The organism is Aeromonas sp. 601027 (assembly GCF_049174455.1).
GTDB lineage: Bacteria > Pseudomonadota > Gammaproteobacteria > Enterobacterales > Aeromonadaceae > Aeromonas > Aeromonas veronii_A.
Map to the genome: position 1 here is coordinate 59,196 of NZ_JAAKTN010000008.1, position 18,835 is coordinate 78,030.

20 protein-coding genes are annotated in these 18,835 nt (G+C 61.2%); 10 read left to right on the top strand and 10 right to left on the bottom strand.

Translation table 11 applies throughout. The features are described from left to right. Positions 1-197: 197 nt before the first annotated feature. Complete coding sequence (locus G5193_RS11775) at positions 198-2,633, bottom strand: zinc/cadmium/mercury/lead-transporting ATPase (RefSeq protein WP_421206078.1); 2,436 nt, start codon at positions 2,631-2,633, stop codon at positions 198-200. 184 nt (positions 2,634-2,817) lie between these two features. Here G5193_RS11775 and tpx point away from each other — a divergent pair, with 184 nt between their 5' ends. Further along, positions 2,818-3,318, top strand: coding sequence for a thiol peroxidase (gene tpx / locus G5193_RS11780; protein WP_021230929.1), 501 nt, complete (start codon positions 2,818-2,820; stop codon positions 3,316-3,318). Between the two features lie 58 nt (positions 3,319-3,376). On the opposite strand, the gene G5193_RS11785 is transcribed toward tpx, so the two are convergent. Further along, on the bottom strand, positions 3,377-4,204 hold the full coding sequence (locus tag G5193_RS11785) for a transporter substrate-binding domain-containing protein (RefSeq protein ID WP_100646827.1): 828 nt from the start codon (positions 4,202-4,204) through the stop codon (positions 3,377-3,379). A 142-nt stretch (positions 4,205-4,346) separates the two neighbouring features. On the opposite strand from G5193_RS11785, the gene G5193_RS11790 reads away from it, so the two are divergent. Beyond that, the gene (locus G5193_RS11790) at positions 4,347-5,576 is read left to right on the top strand and encodes a DEAD/DEAH box helicase (RefSeq protein WP_421206079.1); all 1,230 of its coding nucleotides are present in this window, start codon (positions 4,347-4,349) and stop codon (positions 5,574-5,576) included. Positions 5,577-5,579: 3 nt separating this feature from the next. On the opposite strand, the gene G5193_RS11795 is transcribed toward G5193_RS11790, so the two are convergent. Further along, complete coding sequence (locus tag G5193_RS11795) at positions 5,580-6,410, bottom strand: CPBP family intramembrane glutamic endopeptidase (protein WP_227341890.1); 831 nt, start codon at positions 6,408-6,410, stop codon at positions 5,580-5,582. 162 nt (positions 6,411-6,572) lie between these two features. Here G5193_RS11795 and G5193_RS11800 point away from each other — a divergent pair, with 162 nt between their 5' ends. Next, positions 6,573-7,277, top strand: a complete 705-nt coding sequence (locus G5193_RS11800) for a substrate-binding periplasmic protein (protein WP_254204244.1) — start codon at positions 6,573-6,575, stop codon at positions 7,275-7,277. Positions 7,278-7,348: 71 nt separating this feature from the next. On the opposite strand, the gene G5193_RS11805 is transcribed toward G5193_RS11800, so the two are convergent. Both G5193_RS11805 and G5193_RS11810 read right to left on the bottom strand, forming a co-directional pair. After that, positions 7,349-7,645, bottom strand: coding sequence for a hypothetical protein (locus tag G5193_RS11805; RefSeq protein ID WP_005348860.1), 297 nt, complete (start codon positions 7,643-7,645; stop codon positions 7,349-7,351). Between the two features lie 53 nt (positions 7,646-7,698). Continuing rightward, positions 7,699-8,073: a YacL family protein gene (locus G5193_RS11810; protein WP_031227767.1), complete on the bottom strand. Its 375-nt coding sequence runs from the start codon at positions 8,071-8,073 to the stop codon at positions 7,699-7,701. A 209-nt stretch (positions 8,074-8,282) separates the two neighbouring features. Here G5193_RS11810 and G5193_RS11815 point away from each other — a divergent pair, with 209 nt between their 5' ends. The 7 genes from G5193_RS11815 to G5193_RS11845 all read left to right on the top strand — a co-directional run bounded on the left by G5193_RS11815 (position 8,283) and on the right by G5193_RS11845 (position 15,710). Beyond that, the gene (locus tag G5193_RS11815) at positions 8,283-9,398 is read left to right on the top strand and encodes a sugar diacid recognition domain-containing protein (RefSeq protein WP_216980066.1); all 1,116 of its coding nucleotides are present in this window, start codon (positions 8,283-8,285) and stop codon (positions 9,396-9,398) included. 118 nt (positions 9,399-9,516) lie between these two features. Then, positions 9,517-10,779, top strand: a complete 1,263-nt coding sequence (locus G5193_RS11820) for a GntP family permease (protein ID WP_005340326.1) — start codon at positions 9,517-9,519, stop codon at positions 10,777-10,779. A 9-nt stretch (positions 10,780-10,788) separates the two neighbouring features. Further along, positions 10,789-11,922, top strand: a complete 1,134-nt coding sequence (locus G5193_RS11825) for a glycerate kinase (protein WP_335833599.1) — start codon at positions 10,789-10,791, stop codon at positions 11,920-11,922. A 232-nt stretch (positions 11,923-12,154) separates the two neighbouring features. Then, the gene (locus G5193_RS11830) at positions 12,155-12,718 is read left to right on the top strand and encodes an NnrU family protein (RefSeq protein ID WP_421206080.1); all 564 of its coding nucleotides are present in this window, start codon (positions 12,155-12,157) and stop codon (positions 12,716-12,718) included. A gap of 58 nt (positions 12,719-12,776) precedes the next feature. Further along, positions 12,777-13,313, top strand: a complete 537-nt coding sequence (locus tag G5193_RS11835) for a glutathione peroxidase (protein ID WP_005340333.1) — start codon at positions 12,777-12,779, stop codon at positions 13,311-13,313. 82 nt (positions 13,314-13,395) lie between these two features. Continuing rightward, positions 13,396-14,331, top strand: a complete 936-nt coding sequence (locus G5193_RS11840; RefSeq protein WP_421206114.1) for a LysR family transcriptional regulator — start codon at positions 13,396-13,398, stop codon at positions 14,329-14,331. A 182-nt stretch (positions 14,332-14,513) separates the two neighbouring features. Continuing rightward, complete coding sequence (locus tag G5193_RS11845; protein WP_005357935.1) at positions 14,514-15,710, top strand: NupC/NupG family nucleoside CNT transporter; 1,197 nt, start codon at positions 14,514-14,516, stop codon at positions 15,708-15,710. Positions 15,711-15,811: 101 nt separating this feature from the next. Here the strand turns inward: G5193_RS11845 and G5193_RS11850 are convergent, their stop codons facing one another. The 5 genes from G5193_RS11850 to G5193_RS11870 all read right to left on the bottom strand — a co-directional run bounded on the left by G5193_RS11850 (position 15,812) and on the right by G5193_RS11870 (position 18,808). Then, positions 15,812-16,231, bottom strand: coding sequence for a DUF4426 domain-containing protein (locus G5193_RS11850; protein WP_111901074.1), 420 nt, complete (start codon positions 16,229-16,231; stop codon positions 15,812-15,814). A gap of 43 nt (positions 16,232-16,274) precedes the next feature. Further along, complete coding sequence (yggU, locus tag G5193_RS11855) at positions 16,275-16,577, bottom strand: DUF167 family protein YggU (RefSeq protein WP_123173809.1); 303 nt, start codon at positions 16,575-16,577, stop codon at positions 16,275-16,277. Next, a complete protein-coding gene (locus G5193_RS11860) occupies positions 16,577-17,128 on the bottom strand; it encodes a YggT family protein (protein WP_042011910.1) in 552 nt (183 codons plus the stop codon). The genes yggU and G5193_RS11860 overlap by 1 nt, the downstream gene beginning before the upstream one ends. Before the next feature lie 11 nt (positions 17,129-17,139). Continuing rightward, positions 17,140-17,964 (bottom strand): pyrroline-5-carboxylate reductase, encoded by an 825-nt coding sequence (proC, locus tag G5193_RS11865; protein ID WP_219295531.1) that lies wholly within the window; start codon positions 17,962-17,964, stop codon positions 17,140-17,142. Between the two features lie 142 nt (positions 17,965-18,106). Further along, positions 18,107-18,808 (bottom strand): YggS family pyridoxal phosphate-dependent enzyme, encoded by a 702-nt coding sequence (locus G5193_RS11870; protein ID WP_204480235.1) that lies wholly within the window; start codon positions 18,806-18,808, stop codon positions 18,107-18,109. Between the last annotated feature and the right edge of the window lie 27 nt (positions 18,809-18,835).

Sequence of the window (18,835 nt, forward strand, 5' to 3'; positions counted from 1 at the left end):
TCCGGGGGATGGCTCGGCGCCCCCGGGTTGAATTCCACCTTGCCAAGGGTGGGATAACTCCGAGAGAGTAAGCAAAGCGCGACTGCCGACCGGCAGGCGCGCTTTTTCTTTTACGGGGTGCCGTGAGAGAAATGAGAGGAAAAAGAAAAGCCGTCCCGGTTGGGGGACGGCTTTTGGCTGGGATGCTATCGGCTGGCTTAACGCTTGCGCAGCAGCCGCAAGGCGTTGGCGGTCACCAGCGCGGTGGCGCCGGTATCGGCCAGCACCGCAATCCACAGACCGGTGATGCCGAGCAGGCTGGTGACCAGGAAGATGGCCTTCAGCCCCAGCGCCAGCGCGATATTCTGGTGAATATTGGCCAGTGCCGCCCGCGACAGCCGGATCATCGCGGCAATACCGCCGAGCTGGTTGTGGGTCAGCGCCGCATCTGCCGTCTCCAGCGCCACATCGGTGCCGCCCCCCATGGCGATGCCGATACTGGCCCGCTTCATGGCGGGGGCATCGTTGATGCCATCGCCGATCATCGCGACTTTCTGCGAGCTGGCGAGCTTGGCAATTTCATTGACCTTGCCCTCCGGCAGCAGACCGGCGCGCCAGCCCATGCCCAGCTCGGTGGCGATCGCCTCGGCGGCGTTGGGGTTATCCCCGGTTAACATGATGCTGTTGAGCCCGAGTCGGTTGAGCTCTTGCAGCGCGGCCGCTGCCTCCGGCCGGATCTGATCCCGCAGCGCCAGCAGGGCAATCGGCAGCGCCTGGTCGCCACTGCTCTGGCAGAGCACCACGACGGTCTTGCCCTGCCGCTCCAGCGAACCAATCCGTGTCTGCTGTTCCACATTCAGGGTCGCCACCCGGTTCGGTGCCAGCAGTTGCCACAGTTCACAGTTGATGCGTCCCTCAACGCCCATGCCCGGCAGGGCACGCAAGTCTCGGGCCTCCGCCAGCGTCAGCCCCTGTTCGGTCGCGTTGGCGACCACGGCGCTGGCCAGCGGGTGGTGAGAGCCCTGCTCGATGGCAGCCGCCAGCGCCAGCAACTCGGCCTCCGGCTGGCCATTGAGGCTGACCAGCTCGGTCAGCTGCGGCTTGCCCAGGGTCAGGGTACCGGTCTTGTCAAACGCCACGGTATCGATATGGGCCAGTCGCTCCAGCGCGGCCCCCCCTTTGATCAGCGCTCCCTGACGGGTGGCGGCGGCCAGCGCCGAGGTGACCGCTGCCGGGGTGGAGATGACCAGCGCGCAGGGGCAGCCGATCAGCAGCAGCGCCAGTCCGCGATAGATCCATTCGTCCCAGCTCTGGCTGAAGGCAAGGGGCGGCACCACCACCACCAGCAGAGCAACCAGCATCATGGCCGGGGTATACCAGCGGCTGAAGCGGTCGATAAAGCGCTCGATGGGGGCGCGCTGGCTTTCGGCCTCCTCGATGAGGTGCAGAATGCGGTCGATGGCGTTGTTGCCGGGCTCGGAGACGACTTCAAGACGCAGTACCCGATCGGCCGCCAGACTACCGGCCGGCACCTTGTCACCCTGACGGCGTTCCACCGGAATAGACTCACCTGTCAGGGCGCTTTCGTCAAACGCACCGAGTTCATCGAGCAGGCGGGCGTCGGCAGGTAGACGGGCACCTGGGGCGATTTCGATGATATCGCCGGGACGCAGCTCATCGGCGCCGACCTCTTCGCGCACCTCGCCCTCGGCAGTGGTACGGATGCGCAGCGCCTTGTCGGGTACCAGCGCCATCAGGGCGGTCACTCCGGCCCGGGCGCGTCCGGCGGCGTAGGCCTCCAGATGTTCACCCAGCATAAAGAGCAGCAGCACCATGGCCGCTTCGGCGGTTTCGCCGAGAAACAGGGCGCCCAGGGCGGCGACCGTCATCAGGGTCTCGATGGCGAAGGGGGAGCCGCTTTTGGTCAGCGCCCACGCCTTGCGGGAGACGGGCCACAGCCCCCAGAGGGTCGCCAGGGTAAAGAGTGGCTGACCGAGCTCTTTCGGCAGCAGGGCAGCGACCAGCATCAGACTGGCCAGTGACAGGGGCTGCCAATATTTGCCCAGGGTGTTCAGCAGCGGGCTTTGGCGTGTTGCTCCCTTTGTGATTGTGTGGGCTCTGGTGGCTTGAGCACCCTTGAGCTGGAAACCGGCAGCCAGCACAGCGGCGGTGACGGGATCCGGGGAGAGGCCTGGGGCCAGATCCACTACCAGCTTCTCGGTGGCAAACAGCACGCGTGCCTGCTGCACGCCGCTCACCCGGCAGACGGCTGTCTCGATCTTGCGGGCGCAGCTGGGGCAATCCATCCCCAATACCTGCCAGCTGTGGCGGCTGTTGCCTTGCACCGGCGCAACCAGCGGGTCTGCAGGGGGCATATCGTGCTCATGCTCATGCTCATGCTCGTGAGCTGGTGATAAGGAGGCGCTGCAGCACGCTTGATCGTGACAGCCTCCTCGGGGAGGCTCTTCATCCCCGGGGGATTCATTGCCGTCACGGGATGCGTGCTCATGAGGCGTCTGGGTTGAACAGCAACTGACGGGCGTGGTGTTGTCGCAGCAGTGGCTATCGTGGTGATGTTCACTCTGGCCAGAGGCCGCCTTGCTGACGGCCTTGATGGGGGCGGCGTGCTGATGATTGCAGCAGGATTTGCTCATGATGAGTCCCTCTTGATGGATCCCGCCCCTGCGAGATCCCTGATTACCGAGAAGGAGTCTAAACCTTGGTGTTAAGTCCAAGGTCAACCCCTTTATATCCCTTATCTTCGCGGGTGTTTGTCTGGTCCCGCCGCCCCTATACTGATCACTCGGATTTTTACTACACCAATAAAGGACATAACACATGAGCAACTCAGTCACTCTGCAAGGCAACCCGGTTTCCGTCGCTGGTCACTTCCCGGTCGCCGGTGAGCAAGCCAAGCCCTTCTCCCTGGTGGCCAAGGATCTCTCCGACGTGACCCTGGCAAGCTTTGCCGGTCAGCGCAAAATCCTGAATATTTTCCCGAGCGTCGATACTCCCACCTGCGCGACCTCTGTGCGCAAGTTCAACGAGCAGGCCAGCGCGCTGGATAACACTGTCGTGCTGTGCATCTCCGCCGATCTGCCGTTCGCCCAGTCCCGCTTCTGCGGCGCCGAAGGTCTGGACAAGGTAGTGACCCTCTCCACCCTGCGCGGTGCGGCCTTTATGGAGGATTACGGCGTTGCCTTCTCTTCCGGCCCGCTGGTAGGTCTGACCGCTCGCGCCATCGTGGTACTGGATGGTGACAACAAGGTGCTGCACAGTGAGCTGGTCGCAGAAGTGGCCGACGAGCCGAACTACGCCGCTGCTCTGGCCGTGCTGTAAGGCTGCAAGCCATAAAAAATCCCGCTTCGGCGGGATTTTTTATGCGGGAATTGTCTGTTCAGGGTGTTGCGGGCGGGGTGGTCGCCGGTTCAGCCTTGGCGGGTGGGGAGGGTTGCCACTCCACATAGGGGCGGTGGATCTTCTCGTAGATCTCGGCCAGTTTGCCGGTGGCGGCGAGTTGCTCAATGGAACGACTTAAAAATTCGTCTATTTCATCCCCGCTCCCCCCTTTCTGGATGATGAAGACATCCTCGAAATCACCAAAGAATTCACGGCGAATATTGGTCAGCTTCAGATTTTTCAGCATCAGGTCCGCCTCTTCTTGTGCCCAGACAAAGGCGTCTATGCGACCCCGAGACAGTTTGCGCAGTGACTGCTCGATACTCATCGAGCGCTGTACCGAGAAGGGCATATAGTCGGGAACGGCTTCAATCAGCAGATCCCGTTTGGTGGGCACTATGCCATAGGCCATATCTGTGGTGACCGGATGGGCAGTATTGCTGTAAATCACATGGGCCACCTTGCCAAAGCTGCGGGTACTGAAACGGTAGGGGAGCATATCGACCTCCCTGAGATTGCGGATGGCGGGCAGACCGAGATCTGCCTTGCCAGCGATCACTCCGGCCATGGCCCGGGCGATGGGATAGATGGTGATTCTGATGGTCACATCGGGATGAAGATCGTCGATGGCGCGCACTAAATCAACGAAAGGTCCTGTCTTGTCGGCATTGATCAGTCCCGGCAGCTCACCGAGATGCGCGTTAAGAGTACGCACCGGTTTGGCCTGTTCGGCCGCACTGTCGCTCGCCGTGCTGCCGGACAGGCCGAGCGAGATGCTGCCAAGCAGCGCACTGGTCAGCAGCAGGATGGGGATGTGTCTGGTCATGACAGTTTTCTCTGTGATGGGTCAGCTCAAGTGTAGTCAGCCCGTTGCAATCCCCCCTTGGCCTGGCCATCATGGATAGGGTTTTACTTCTCGGCCCCCGCTCACTAGACTTCGCCTCCCACTTCTTTGTTGACGTAGCGCCATGACCTTTCGCGAACTTGCCCTCCATCCCGCTCTGCTGGCCTCTTTGCCCACCACCTTGCAGACGCCGACCCGCATCCAGCAGCTGGCCATTCCGGCTGCGCTGGCGGGGCAGGATCTGCTGGCGCTGGCCCAGACCGGCAGCGGCAAGACGCTGGCGTTTGGCTTGCCGCTGCTGCAACGGCTGGATCCTGCCTCCAGTCAGGTGCAGGGTCTGGTGCTGGTGCCGACCCGCGAGCTGGCGATTCAGGTCACTATTGCGCTTAAAGAGGGTGCCGAGGCGCTGGGGCTGCGTATCGTGACGTTGTGTGGGGGCGTTGCGCAGGAGCGGCAACAGGCCGAACTGGCGCAGGGGCCACAGCTGCTGGTCGCCACGCCGGGGCGGTTGCGGGATCTGCTGACCCAGCAACTGTTGGGGCTGGATGGTTTGCAACTGCTGGTGCTGGATGAAGCGGATCGCTTGCTGGAGATGGGCTTTGCTCCCGACATCAAGGCGCTGCTCGTCTTTATTCCGGCGGATCGCCAGACCCTGCTCTTCTCCGCCACCTTGCCTGCCGAGCTGGAGGCGCTGGCCAACGGCCTGCTGCGCGAGCCTACCCGTATCGAGGCCACCCCCCTCAACAGCGTGGTAAACGAGATCGAAGAGCGGCTCTATCTGGTCAACAAGAGCAGCAAGGTACCGGCGCTCATTAGCCTGCTCAAGGAGCAGGCGTGGCCGCAGGTGCTGGTCTTTATCAGTGCGCGGGATGATGCCGACGGGGTGGCCAGAAAGCTGGCCAAGGCAGGTATCGCTGTGGCTGCCCTACATGGCGAAAAAGAGCAGGCGGTGCGCGAGCAGGCGCTCGGCGATTTCAAAGAGGGCAAAATTCGGGTGCTGGTGGCCACCGACCTGATGGCGCGTGGCATCCATGTGGAGGCGCTGCCGGTGGTGATAAATCTGGACTTGCCCGCCAGCGCCCCTGTCTATGTACACCGCATCGGTCGTACCGCCCGGGCTGGCCGCGAGGGGCTGGCCATCTCGCTGGTTTGTCATGGCGAGAGTGACATGCTGCAAGCCATTCGCACCCTGACCGGCCGCGAGCTGCCGTTGGGCGACCTGGCGGGATTCCCGGTCACTGACCAGCCTGCCAGCGGAGAAGGCAAGCGCCCCCCTCGTGACAAGCAGGCCAATCGCCGTACTCAGGCCAAACGCAGCGTCAAGCAGTTCAAGGGCAAGACGCCGCGCAGTTGACCGTCAGGCTCTGGCCAGCGGGTAGGTGAAGAGCACCAGATGGGCGAAGTTGAAGGCGAAGTGGATCAGGATGGCCACGGAGAGTCGCCCGCTGAGCTGGAATACCAAGCCGTAGCAGCAGCCTGCCAGGGTCGCAAACAGCGCCAGCAGTGGGCCACCGGGCAGGTGGATGGCTCCGAACAGTAGCGCGGCCACGATGATGCCAATCCAGGGGCGGTAACGCTCGGTCAGCCCCTGCTGAATAGCGCCTCGAAACAGCGCCTCTTCCGCCACGCAGGTGAACAGCAGGTTGTTGAGTGCAAACAGCCACCACCAGTGGGGCAGACCCACTTCCGGTTTCAGTGCCCCCAACTGCCAGGCGATGACCAGCAGGGCACCCAGCGGCAGCAGTAACAGAGCCAGCGGACGCCAGCGGATAGCGCCTCCCTTACCAAGCAGCGTCGGACAGGCCAGCAGCAGCCCAAAGAAGAGCAGTGGCTTGTCGAGGTTCAGATACATGTTGAATGGCACACTGGCGGGGCCTGCCAGTACCTGATCCAGCACCTTGAGATTGCTGAAACCGGGGATCAGGTGCAGGGTCAGTGCCACCGCCCATGCCAGCAGGGCTGACCATGCGAGGGGGCGGCTATGGCCGGAGAAGGTGGGCAGACGCCAGGCCAGCAGCAGGGCTGCCAGCGTCACCAGCAGTGCGGTCGTGGTGATGCGATCCAGCCAGAGCGCCAGCAGCAGAGCCACAGCAAGCAGCAGGAAACCTGGCAGGCGTTGGCGTGCCATACAGAGCAGGGTGGCCAGTGCCAGTGCTGCCCAGATCAGTATGTCAGGTAGGGGTAACATCGGAACTCCTCTGTAATAAAAGCGCTGCACCTTAGCAGGGGCGTTGGCGCAAAGGCAACCAGACCGGGTTATTTGGGTCAGCCTCCTATACTGAACTGGAGAGTAAAGAGAGGGATGGCGATGAAGCACTATGGCTGGTTGTTCTGTTGTTGGTGTGGATGGTTGTCATGCGCCCCCCTGTCGCTGGTAACCGGAGATTTTTCGCCCTATTCCGGGGCCGGGCTGCCTGATGGTGGGCAGAGCACCCGGCTGGTGACGACCCTGCTGCGCGAGGCTGGCTATGACGAGCTGAAGGTGGATTACCTGCCATGGAACCGGGGCTACGAGCTGGTTCGCAACGGCCTGGCATCCGCCACCTTCCCTTATGCCTGGACGCGTGAGCGAGCCAAGCTGTTCTATTACAGCGCCCCCATTCATATCGATCACCTCTCCTGGTTCACCTATCGTGGCAGTGATGCGGTACTCGATGGCAAGTGGCAGGGGTTGAGAGTCTGTATTCCTGCCAGCTGGAGCACCAGTCACGCAGATGAGGTGATTGCCCGTTTTTCATTGCGGCTCACTCGCCCCAAGAGTTTGGTGCAATGTCTGCAACTGCTTGAGCGGAAACGGGTTGATCTGATGCCGATGAATGATGCGGTGACGGCGGACGCCAGCATGCAGGTGTTCGGCGACCCGAACTATCTGCAACCGCTCCCCTATTTTCGCCAGCGGGATACCTTCTATTTGCTGGTGTCGCGCAAGATGCAAAATGGACGCGAACTGATAGAACGCTTCAACGAAGCCTTGGCTGCGGCACGTGCCAGTGGCCATTACGACCAACTGGTTCCCTGGGGACAGCCACGTCTGCTGCGCTGTGAGCAACCCTGAGTCAGAGCAGATTGGCACCAATTAAAAAGCCGGAGCAGTGGCTCCGGCTTTCTTTATGCCTTCTGGGGCGATTAGCGGCCTGATTCTGCGATCACGCGGGCGATGATATCGGCGCGCTTGCCGGCTTCCAGTTCGCCCAGGGCGATCAGGCCAGCCTTGAAGATGACGTTCTTCGGCAGGCTGACGTCGTCCAGCGTGGCGATCGCTTCAACGTGCATGCCGTTCAGACGGCTGGCATCGCGCGGGCTCAGGTTGACCTGGGTGTTCATCACCTGCTTGCCTTTCTTCTTGGCAGGTGCAGCCGCTTTCTTGGTGGATTCCTGTTCTTCGTCTTCCGGCAGTTCGTCATCAAAATCGTAAATAGACATAGTCAATCCTGTTGAGTTAGGCAAAAGGGCACATTTGCCCGACATTGGGTCAATCAGCCCATATCCTCGTTACGGATAAAGGCGCGCCAGGAGCCGAGCACCTGGGCAAAATCTTCCAGCCCGCACATGGCCAGCTGTTCATCATCGTAGTAGGCGAGATCGTCAAGATCCTCACCCAGCTCGATATTGAGGGCGTTGGCTTTCACCTCCGCCTCTTCATGGGTCAGCAGCAGGGAGTAGTCACCGCCGTTGAGCCGGTATTCGACTCGGGTGCGGTTGGAGAGCTGATCAATGATGGAGAAGAGCTCGTCGAGCTTCTCCTCATCCTTGCCAACCTCGTCGATCAGCCACTGACCGATGGCTTCATGGCCCATGGAGAACCGGGCGCGATAGCCACCAAACGGGTCGCGGCGAAATTCATAATCCATAGCACAGTCCAGATCGGAGGGATGGGCCAGCACGGGCAGGCGGGTGCAAGCACGCAATTCCTGCTCCATGGCGGGGCACACATCGGGTAAAGTGGCCTATTCTAGCGATCCCCCTCTCGCTTGTCTTGATGATGTGGCATCTTTGCGCCCATGTGCCCTGAATCGCCTCGTGGTGACGTAGCCAGATCAGCCCCTTGTCCGGAGATGTTATGCAGCTAAACGATAACCTTGCCCGCCAGATCGTCGCGCGGGCGATGAAGATCCTCTCCTTTTCGGTCAACGTGATGGACGAACACGGCCTCATCATTGCGTCCGGCAATCCGGAGCGGATCCATCAGCGTCACGAAGGGGCCGTGCTGGCGCTCACTGAAAACCGGGTGGTGGAGATTAGCGAAGCGACAGCCCTGCAGCTCAAAGGGGTGCGACCAGGCATCAATTTGCCCATCTCCTATCAGGGGGAGCTGATCGGGGTGATCGGCATCTCCGGCGATCCGGAGGAAGTGCGTGCTTACGCTGAGCTGGTGCGAATGACCGCCGAGCTGATCCTGGAGCAGGCGGCGCTCACCGAGCAGCTGCAGTGGGACAAGCGCCACAAGGAGGAGCTGGTGCTGCAGCTCATCCGTGGTGAAGGGCGGGACGATCAGCTGCAGCAGGCGGCCCGTTTTCTCGGGCTGGAGTTGGCCCAGCCCAGGGTGGTGGCCGTGCTTGCGCTGGAGGAGGCCGATCCGGCTCGTCTGCGCGAGCTGGTCCATCAGCTGGAGAATCCGGAGCGGGACAATCTGGTCGCCATCAACGGGCTCGACGAGATAGTGGTGCTCAAACCGGCACAATTGAGTGATGGCGTCTGGCAATCGGCGCAGGAGCGCAGCCGGATCAAGCAACTGCTGGCGCGCATTCCCCACTTCAAGGTGCATATCGCGGTGGGCGATTACTTCGCCGGGATAGACGGGCTGGCGCGCTCTTACCAGACGGCGCGAGATACCCTGCGCCGTGGCATGCGGCAGGCGCCGCGCAAACAGGTCTACTTCTTTGAGGACTACCGTTTGCCGGTGCTGCTGGGCAGTCTGGCGGACTCCTGGCAGGCGGATCAGCTGCGCACACCGCTACAGAAACTGGCCCGGGAAGATGGCAAGGGGGCGCTGCAGAAGACCCTGCGCCACTATTTCTTGCAGGATTGTGATCTGCATCGCTGTGCCGAAGCGCTGTTCATTCACCCCAATACCCTGCGCTATCGGCTGGGGCGGATAGAGCAGATAACTGGGTTGAATTTCAACAAGTTAGACGACAAATTTTTGCTCTATCTCGGCCTTAATCTCGACTTGTGATTGTGAAGTTGGACAAAAAACCACTTTTACATGACGCAATTTTTGGTTTTTAAGCCAAAGTATTCTGATTGCAGATCTCCATAATGGCGGCCATTCACTCCCATTGAAGGTGTCCGTCATGATCCCGGTTACAGCCCTTGGCGCCATCGCGGCGCTCTCCATCGCCATCATCCTCATTTTGAAGAAGGTGCCGCCCGCTTACGGCATGATCGTGGGTGCCCTGGCCGGTGGCCTGATTGGCGGTGCCGATCTGACCCAGACCGTCGCCCTGATGATCGGCGGCGCCCAGGGGATCACCACTGCGGTGATGCGGATCCTGGCGGCCGGTGTGCTGGCGGGTGTACTGATCGAATCGGGCGCTGCCACCACTATCGCCGAGACCATCGTCAAGAAACTTGGTGAAACCCGCGCCCTGCTGGCGCTGGCGCTGGCAACCCTGATCCTGACTGCGGTCGGCGTATTCGTGGATGTGGCCGTTATCACGGTCGCCCCCATCGCGCTGGCCATCGCCCGCCGTGCCGACCTCTCCAAGGCGGCCATCCTGCTGGCGATGATCGGCGGCGGCAAGGCGGGTAACGTCATGTCCCCCAACCCTAACGCTATTGCCGCGGCTGATGCCTTCCATCTGCCCCTCACCTCTGTGATGGCGGCGGGCATCATTCCGGGTCTGTTCGGTCTGGTGATGGCCTACTGGCTGGCCAAGCGTCTGAACAACAAGGGCAGCAAGGTTGCTGCTGATGAGGTGGTGAGCTTTGCCGGTGCCAAGTTGCCAGGCTTTGCCGCCGCCATCAGTGCACCGCTGGTCGCCATCCTGCTGCTGGCTCTGCGTCCTGTTGCCGGTATCGTGGTGGATCCGCTGATTGCGCTGCCCCTCGGTGGTCTGGTCGGCGCCCTGATGATGGGTAAATTCAGCAAGGTGAACCAGTTTGCCGTCTCCGGTCTCGCCCGCATGGCGCCAGTCGCCATCATGCTGCTGGGTACCGGTACCCTGGCAGGCATCATCGCCAACTCCGGCCTGAAAGATGTGCTGATCAGCGGCCTGACTGCCTCCGGTCTGCCCTCCTACCTGTTGGCGCCCATCTCCGGTGCCCTGATGTCACTGGCAACCGCCTCGACCACTGCCGGTACCGTGGTGGCCTCCAACGTATTCAGCTCCACCCTGATTGAACTGGGGATCAGCAGTTTGGCCGGAGCGGCGATGATCCATGCCGGTGCCACCGTGTTTGACCACATGCCCCACGGTTCCTTCTTCCACGCCACCGGTGGCAGCGTCCACATGGGGGTGGGTGAGCGCCTGAAACTTATCCCTTACGAAACTGCAGTCGGTCTGACCATTGCCACTGTCTCCACCCTGATGTTTGGCGTGTTTGGCCTCGCCTAAGGAATTGATATGAAAATTGTTATTGCCCCCGATTCATTCAAGGAGAGTCTGAGCGCCATGGCGGTGGCTGATGCCATCGAGGCCGGTTTCAAGCAGGTGCTGCCGAATGCCACCTACGTCAAATTGCCGATGGCCGATGGCGGTGAGGGCACGGTGCAATCGCTGGTCGATGCCACCGGCGGCCGCATCCTCCCAGTCGAAGTGACCGCCCCCCTTGGCAACAAGGTACAGGGTTTTGTCGGCCTGCTGGGTGATGGCGAGCGCGCCGTCATCGAAATGGCCGCCGCCTCCGGTATCCATCTGGTCGCTCCCGAGCAGCGCAATCCGCTGCTCACCTCCAGCTTCGGCACCGGCGAGCTGATCCTGGCCGCGCTGGAGATGGGGGTGAAGCACCTCATTCTCGGTATCGGCGGCAGCGCCACCAATGACGGCGGTGCCGGCATGATCCAGGCGCTAGGCGGCAAGCTGCTCAAAGCGGATGGTGCGCCTATTGCTCTGGGTGGCGCAGGTCTCAGTGAGCTCGCGACCATCGATCTGAGCAGTCTGGATCCGCGTCTGGGTGAGCTGGTTATCGAGGTGGCGTGTGATGTGAACAACCCGCTCTGTGGCCCGAAAGGCGCCTCTGCGGTGTTTGGCCCGCAGAAGGGGGCAACGCCCGAGATGGTTGTCGAACTTGATGCCAACCTCTCCCGTTATGCCGACTGCATCGAGCAGGCCCTTGGCAAGCAGGTGAAGGATATTCCGGGGGCGGGTGCTGCCGGTGGCATGGGGGCCGCGCTGGTCGGTCTGCTCGGTGCCGAGCTCAAGCCCGGTATCCAGATCGTCATCGAAGCCCTGAAACTGGCCGATGAAGTGGCCGATGCGGATCTGGTCATCACCGGCGAAGGGCGCATCGACAGCCAGACCATCCATGGCAAGACGCCAATCGGTGTCGCACGCTGCGCCAAGCAGTTCGGCAAGCCGGTGATCGGTATCTCCGGTTGCCTGACCGACGATTGCGGTGTGGTACACGATCACGGGCTGGACGCGGTATTCGCCGTAGTCAACCGCGCCATGTCTCTGCCGGAGGCGCTGGAGAGCGCCAGCACCAACATTCAACTCACTGCGCGCAACGTAGCGGCGCTCTATCAGCTCAAGGGTTGATCCTGTTCGGCCGATGGGCGCCATCGGCCACTCAATATCCCCGTTTGGGGCATCTCCCATCCCGCGAGATGCCTGACTGCCCTGGCACTTATTTGCCGATCCATCGTGATCGGCTCTTTTCTTTCTGCTCCTTTGTCTTGCCACACTTTTGACTCCATGGGTCAGCACGGTTTTGATAGGCGCAAATCTCCCTTTACGGCATAGTGGTCGTACCAAGTACAAGGAGAGACTCATGTTCCTGCTGACCCTGGGGGTTGCGCTGTTTACCCTGATCCATCTCTACCCCTGTTTTGCGGTGGCCCATCGGGCGCGGCTGCGCGAGAGGCTGGGTGAGAATCGCTACAAGGGGCTCTTCTCCCTGCTGGTGTTTATCGCCATCGCCTGCATCATCGCCGGTTGGCGCTCGGCCAGCTCACTGCCGCTCTACTTCCTGCCCAAGTGGGGGCCGATGACCATGACGGTGATGATGCCCTTTGCGCTGATCCTTTTCTTCTCCGGCCAGGGGCCCAACCATCTGCGCCGTTGGCTGGTGCATCCCCAACTGCTCGGTACCCTGCTCTGGGCGGTGGCTCATCTGCTGGTCAACAGCGAGGCGCGCTCTCTGGTGTTGTTTGGCGGCATCGGGCTGTGGGCGCTGGTGAGCATGGTCTGGATTTCGGTGCGGGACTGGCAGCGATATCCCCGTCCGGCGGCCAACTGGACGGGCACCGGCATCAGCGTCGGGGCGGGCCTGGCTGCCACCGCGCTGCTGGTGTTCTGGGGCCACGGCTGGCTGACCGACATTCCCCTGCATTGAGAGTGAACTGCGGCTCTGGTAACCGCGTATGATGGACAAAACAAAAGGAGTCTTGGCGATGAAATGGTTCACTCTGTTGCTGTTATTGGGGGCCGGTGCGGCCTCTGCGGCGTGCCCCGATTATTTCAATGTGGAGATGCGGGAGCTAAACAACTCTCAGCGCCACAACCTTTGTCAGCTGACCGAGGGCAAGGTGGTGCTGGTGGTCAATACCGCCTCCTATTGCGGCTACAGCGGCCAGTTCCGAGATCTGGAGAAGCTCTACCAGAGCTACAAGGATAAAGGGCTGATTATTCTCGGTTTCCCCTCCAACGACTTCTGGCAGGAGGCGGGCAACGAGACCAAGACCGCCGAGGTGTGTCGGCGCGACTATGGCGTCACCTTCCCGATGTTCAATCGAGTGGCGGTGCGGGGCTCCGATGCTGTGCCACTGTTCAAGGGGTTGGCGGCGGCCGCTGACGGGGATGAGCCGAACTGGAACTTCCACAAGTATCTGGTGGGGCGCGATGGCAAGCTGATCGCCAGCTACGGCGCCAACCAGAATCCGGCTGACGACCCCCTCAAACTGCAGATCACCCGGGCGCTGGGGCTCTGACCCTACCCCTTGGCGGGCGGCTCTGGAATAATGGGCTACCGCCACTCAATCCGGTTATCCTGTGCTGCAACGTCTTCCTCAAATGGTGATCTTCGATGCGCTGGTGCGCGAGAAGGGGATCTCTGCCGCCGCCCGTCGTCTCGGGGTCTCCAAATCCCATATCAGCAAGCAGCTGGCGCTGCTGGAGACCACCCTTGGCGCCCAGCTGGTGCAGCGCACCACCCGCCGCTTCGTCCTGACCGAGCTGGGTCAGGAGTATGCCCGTCACTGCCATGCGCTGGTGGCGGTGGCGCAGGAGGCTGACTCCATGATCGCCGAGCGGCGTGGCAAGGTGAGCGGCGTGCTCCATCTCGGGGTGGGCCAATCTTTTGGTCGTCTGCACGTCATTCCCCATCTCAAGGCGTTTCAGGATCGCTATCCCGAGCTGGAGCTGGAGGTCTCGCTGTTCGACCACAGAACCAATCTGGTGGATGAGGGGCTGGATCTCTGGCTCACCACCTATGAGGACAAGCCGGAAGGGCTGGTGGGACAGCGGCTGGCCGACATTGGCTTCGTGGTGGCGGCTTCGCCGGATTACCTGCTGAGCCACGGTACGCCGCTCCATCCCAAGGATCTGGCCCAGCACAACTGCATCACTTACCAGAGTCGGGAGCGGCGCTATCACCAGTGGTCGTTTCGCCAGGGCAAGGAGCGCCAGACGGTGCAGGTGGCGGGCAACTATCGGGTGGATATGGCGGAGGCGGTGCGGGATGCGGCACTGGCCGGGCTCGGCATCGCCTATATCGCCAACTACTTGCTGGACAAGGAGTTACAGAGCGGCAAGCTAATCCCGGTGTTGCCAGGATGGCGACCGAACCAGCAGATGGCGGTACACGCCGTTTATGCCAGGCGCGAACATCTGGATCCCAAGATCCGTCTCTTCATCGATTTCCTCAAGGCCAGATTTGGCCCCGAACCCTATTGGGAGCAGCGACTGGTCCCCTGGCTCGGGGGTAAATTGTCCGGCAGTGAGGAATGATTGTTTCCATATAAAAACTCTCGATTTCTCCTGATACTAAAACCGAACCAAATCAGCCAGTTGGCGCAACCGATATCGTGCAAACGTTTTTTCTAACAGGCTTGTAACCAAGCGGACTTGCAGTGACGGGGTGAGAGGCGCAGAATCCGCGCCCATCTTTTGCCCCACCTGATGGAGTCCCTATGATTGCCCTGCTCGGCATCCTGAGTATCCTGGCGCTTGCCGTCATCTGCTCTGATAATCGTCGTCGTATCCCATTGCGAACAGTTGGTCTTGCCCTCTGTCTGCAAGTCATGTTTGCCGGTCTAGTGCTCTGGCTGCCTGCCGGTCAGCACGTGCTGAACGGGGTCAGCGAGAGCGTAAGCAGCGTGATCGGTTATGGTCAGGAGGGGATCGCCTTCCTGTTCGGCGATCTGGCCAAGTTCAAGCTGGGCTTCATCTTTGCCTTCAACGTGTTGCCGGTCATCATCTTCTTCTCTGCGGTGATCGCCATCCTCTACCACATCGGCATCATGCCGCGGGTGATCGCCCTGCTGGGTGGTGGCTTGCAGAAATTGCTGGGCACCGGCCGTGCCGAGAGCCTCTCCGCGACCGCCAACATCTTCGTCGGCATGGTGGAAGCGCCGCTGGTGGTCAAACCCTACCTCTCCAAGATGTCCGATTCCCAGTTCTTCGCCGTGATGAGCTGTGGTCTCGCCTCCGTCGCCGGTGGCACCCTGGTGGGCTATGCCAGCCTCGGGGTTGAGCTGAAATACCTGATCGCGGCAGCCTTCATGTCGGCCCCTGCCGGTCTGGCGATGGCCAAAATCCTGGTGCCGCCGGGAGCTGAAGAGGTCGATCACCATCAGGATGTAGAGATCCCCCGCGCCACCAACGTGATTGAAGCGGCGGCCGATGGCGCCATGTCCGGTCTCAATATCGCGGTGGCAGTTGGTGCGACTCTGCTGGCCTTCGTTGGCGTGATCGCCATGCTGAATGGCCTGCTCGGCTGGGCTGGCGGTCTGGTGGGGCTGGATCTGAGCTTCCAAATCATTCTGGGCTGGCTGTTTGCCCCCGTCTCCTGGCTGATCGGTGTGCCCTGGGATCAGGCGCAAGCCGCTGGCGCCCTGATCGGCACCAAGATCGTGGTCAACGAGTTCGTCGCCTTCATCGGTCTGGTGCAGGATCAGACCTTGAGCGAGTCGAGCAAGGCCATCGTGACCTTTGCCCTGTGTGGCTTTGCCAACATCTCCTCCATGGCGATCCTGATCGGCGGTCTGGGTTCCATGGTGCCGGAGCGCAAATCCTTCATCGCCCGTTACGGCATGCGCGCCATTCTCTCCGGCGTGCTGGCGAACCTGATGAGCGCCTGTCTGGCCGGTCTGTTCCTCGCCCTGTAACCGCTGCGGTACGGAATAGATGTAACAAGGGCGCCCTGATGGCGCCCTTGTCATATGGATAAAATGAAGCCCCTACCTTGGTCGGGGCTTCTTGTTGCTGCTCAGTCGACGTAGAAGGTCTGCTGGAAGCTGAGGTTCTGTTGCTGCCCACCGCCCATGATCTTCAGGGTGAACTGATAGGTATCTTCGTTGCGGTAGGGGAGGGTCGCCAGATAGTAGATGGCATCCCCCTCTTTTACCTCCTGAAAGCTCAGGGTGCGGATGGTGCCGGTCAGGTTCTTGGCCTCACCGGTGATCCCCACGGCTTGCGCCACTTTCTGCTTGTCCTGTACCGCGATATTGATGATGGCGTTGTAGCGACTGCGCTCCAGTCCATACGCCTTGGCGACCTCGGGGGTGAGGAAGCTGGAGTTGAAGGCGCTGTAGTGCACCAGCCAGGGCCCCAGCTCCTTCATCTGTTCTGCCTTGAGCGGCAGTGTCATCAGCAGTGCCAGCAGGCCACTCATCCAGGCTGTTTTCATCTGTCATCCCTCTCATATCTACGGTTGGCGCAGGCCGATTCATTCAGCCTTGCGTGTCATTCAGCAGTGCACTCACTTCTTGCGGCAACTGTTTGGGGCTGTCGATGGTGACGGTTTTGTGTCGCCCCAGCTCGCCCCGCACTATGGTGATCTGTCCCTTGGCCACCTTGAACTGCTTGGCCAGAAACTTGATCAGATGGCTGTTGGCTTGGCCATCGACGGGCGGCGCCGTGATTGCCACTTTCAGCTCTTCGCCATGCAATCCGATGATCTGATCCCGACTCGCCTTGGGCTGGATCACCAGATGCAGTACCAGTTCATCCCCTTGTTGCAGGACGGCAGGCATCAAATCATCCACCACAGCTGGCCGAACAGGTCACCCAGCAGGTAGTTGATGGCTTGCAGGCCGATAAAGGCGACCAGCACCGAGAGATCCAGTCCGCCCAGTGCCGGCAGTACGCGGCGGATAGGGGCGAGGAACGGCTCGGTCAGCTGATGCATCACGTATTCGATGGGGTTGCGGCCCTGGCTGACCCAGCTCAGGATGGCGCGGATCAGCAGTACCCAGAAGATCATCGAGCCCGCTTTCTTCAGCACGGTCAGCGCGGCGAACAGGCTGATGCTGAGCCAGTCCGCCAGCAGCACATTCATGCTCTTGAGTAGGGCCAGCTTGGCGAAGGCGATGACCAGCGCCAGCACCACAGAGGCGAGGTCGATGCCGCCAAAGCCCGGGATAACGCGGCGCAGCGGGATCACCAGCGGATTGGTCAGCTTGACCACCATCTGGCTCATCGGGTTGTAGAAGTCGGCACGGGCCCACTGCAGCCAGACGCGCAGCAGGATCACCATCAGGTAGAGATCGAAAACGGTGTTAATCAGAAAGTAAGCAGTGTTCATCTGGGCTCCTGTTAGAAGAGGGTTTCCATTTCGGTGGCACGAGCAACGGCCGCCTGCATGGCTTGCGCAGTCAGCGGCATCAGCCCCTGCTGCTGGAATGTCTTGATGGCTTCAGCTGTGGTGCCGCCCTTGCTGGTGACCTGCTCACGCAGGGTTTGCAGCGCCAGCTCAGGGTTCTGCTCCACCATGGCGGCTGCGCCCAGCGCGGTCTGCTGCACCAGCAGGCGTGCCTGATCGGGCGAGAAACCCATCGCCTCCGCCTCTTCGGCGATCGCCTGCATAAAGAGGAAGAAGTAGGCCGGAGCACTGCCCGCCGCGGCGATGACGCCGTTGATGCCAGACTCCTGCTCCACCCAGAGGGTCTTGCCGACCGCCTGCATCATCTGCTCGGCAAAGTCACGATCCACGGCGGCAATATGTTCGGGTGCATAGAGACCGGTCATGCCCAGACCCAGCAGGGCAGGGGTATTGGGCATGGTGCGGATGATGCGGTCATGGCCACCGGCCATCTCGCCAAGGCGCGCCACCTTGATGCCAGCCGCGATGGAGATGAGCAGCTTGCCCTCAAGGGAGCCCAGCTCGGCAACCAGAGCGGCCAGCATGCCTGCCATCAGCTGCGGCTTGACTGCCAGCACGATCACTTCGGCGCCTCGGGCCGCCTCGGCATTACTCTGGGTGATGCGAATGCCATGTTCGCTCGCCAGCGTCTCCAGCTTGGGCAGACTGGGGTTGGCGGCCGTGATCTGCCCGGCGGGATAACCCGCCTTGACCAGTCCGGCGATGATGCTGCGGCTCATGTTGCCCGCGCCGATAAAGGCCAGCGTTCTATGCTGCATCAGATGCTCCTGTTGCACATGGGGTCGCGGCGGGGTTGGCACTGCCTGCACCACCTGACGCCAGAATTCGGTGTTCCATCAAACGCTCCTGTTGATGAAGTCGCGGCAAGAGGCGGACGTATGGGTTATCCGCTGGCCTTGCCTATGAGTAGTCACGGGCGCCGAAGATGGCGGTGCCGACCCGCACCATGGTGCTGCCGTGGGCGATCGCCAGTTCAAGATCCTCGGTCATGCCCATCGAGAGGGTATCCACCGTGGGGTATTGTCGCGCAAGCTCGGTGAACAGAGTCTGCATACGGGTCATTTGGGCGGCCAGTATGCTCTCGTCGCTGGTGTGCTCTGGAATGGCCATCAGTCCCCGCAGCACCAGTCGCTCACTTTGAGAGACCAGCTCGGCAAGGCGGAAAATCTCTTGTTCCGACGTTCCGGATTTGCTGCTCTCTCCGCTAATATTGATTTGCAGACAAACATTTAGCGGTGCCATTGTAGTTGGGCGCTGGTTGTTGAGGCGGTCGATCAGCTTGTCCCGATCCACGCTCTGCACCCAGTCAAACCGTTCGGCGACCAGTTTGGATTTGTTCGATTGCAAAGGGCCGATAAAGTGCCACTCTATGTCGCTATATTCCGGCTGCTGGCGCAAGGTATCGATCTTGGCCGCTGCTTCCTGAGCGTAGGATTCGCCAAAGCAGCGCTGACCTGCGGCATGGGCGGCCATGATGGCCTCGACAGGTTTGGTCTTGCTCACGGCCAGCAGGCGGATCTGCTGCAGGTTGCGGCTCGCCCGTTCGGCGGCCTGGGCAATACGTTCCTTTACCTGAAACAGGTGCTGGGCAATCTGGTTCATATTTCGTTAGTGATCTTGTGATGGGAG

Excerpts from the sequence above, each read along its gene's own strand:
- G5193_RS11775 (WP_421206078.1), bottom strand. The coding sequence starts at position 2,633 with ATGAGCAAATCCTGCTGCAATCATCAGCACGCCGCCCCCATCAAGGCC.
- tpx (WP_021230929.1), top strand. The coding sequence starts at position 2,818 with ATGAGCAACTCAGTCACTCTGCAAGGCAACCCGGTTTCCGTCGCTGGT.
- G5193_RS11785 (WP_100646827.1), bottom strand. The coding sequence starts at position 4,204 with ATGACCAGACACATCCCCATCCTGCTGCTGACCAGTGCGCTGCTTGGC.
- G5193_RS11790 (WP_421206079.1), top strand. The coding sequence starts at position 4,347 with ATGACCTTTCGCGAACTTGCCCTCCATCCCGCTCTGCTGGCCTCTTTG.
- G5193_RS11795 (WP_227341890.1), bottom strand. The coding sequence starts at position 6,410 with ATGTTACCCCTACCTGACATACTGATCTGGGCAGCACTGGCACTGGCC.
- G5193_RS11805 (WP_005348860.1), bottom strand. The coding sequence starts at position 7,645 with ATGTCTATTTACGATTTTGATGACGAACTGCCGGAAGACGAAGAACAG.
- G5193_RS11810 (WP_031227767.1), bottom strand. The coding sequence starts at position 8,073 with ATGGATTATGAATTTCGCCGCGACCCGTTTGGTGGCTATCGCGCCCGG.
- G5193_RS11815 (WP_216980066.1), top strand. The coding sequence starts at position 8,283 with ATGCAGCTAAACGATAACCTTGCCCGCCAGATCGTCGCGCGGGCGATG.
- G5193_RS11820 (WP_005340326.1), top strand. The coding sequence starts at position 9,517 with ATGATCCCGGTTACAGCCCTTGGCGCCATCGCGGCGCTCTCCATCGCC.
- G5193_RS11825 (WP_335833599.1), top strand. The coding sequence starts at position 10,789 with ATGAAAATTGTTATTGCCCCCGATTCATTCAAGGAGAGTCTGAGCGCC.
- G5193_RS11830 (WP_421206080.1), top strand. The coding sequence starts at position 12,155 with ATGTTCCTGCTGACCCTGGGGGTTGCGCTGTTTACCCTGATCCATCTC.
- G5193_RS11835 (WP_005340333.1), top strand. The coding sequence starts at position 12,777 with ATGAAATGGTTCACTCTGTTGCTGTTATTGGGGGCCGGTGCGGCCTCT.
- G5193_RS11840 (WP_421206114.1), top strand. The coding sequence starts at position 13,396 with ATGGTGATCTTCGATGCGCTGGTGCGCGAGAAGGGGATCTCTGCCGCC.
- G5193_RS11845 (WP_005357935.1), top strand. The coding sequence starts at position 14,514 with ATGATTGCCCTGCTCGGCATCCTGAGTATCCTGGCGCTTGCCGTCATC.
- G5193_RS11850 (WP_111901074.1), bottom strand. The coding sequence starts at position 16,231 with ATGAAAACAGCCTGGATGAGTGGCCTGCTGGCACTGCTGATGACACTG.
- yggU (WP_123173809.1), bottom strand. The coding sequence starts at position 16,577 with ATGCCTGCCGTCCTGCAACAAGGGGATGAACTGGTACTGCATCTGGTG.
- G5193_RS11860 (WP_042011910.1), bottom strand. The coding sequence starts at position 17,128 with ATGAACACTGCTTACTTTCTGATTAACACCGTTTTCGATCTCTACCTG.
- proC (WP_219295531.1), bottom strand. The coding sequence starts at position 17,964 with ATGCAGCATAGAACGCTGGCCTTTATCGGCGCGGGCAACATGAGCCGC.
- G5193_RS11870 (WP_204480235.1), bottom strand. The coding sequence starts at position 18,808 with ATGAACCAGATTGCCCAGCACCTGTTTCAGGTAAAGGAACGTATTGCC.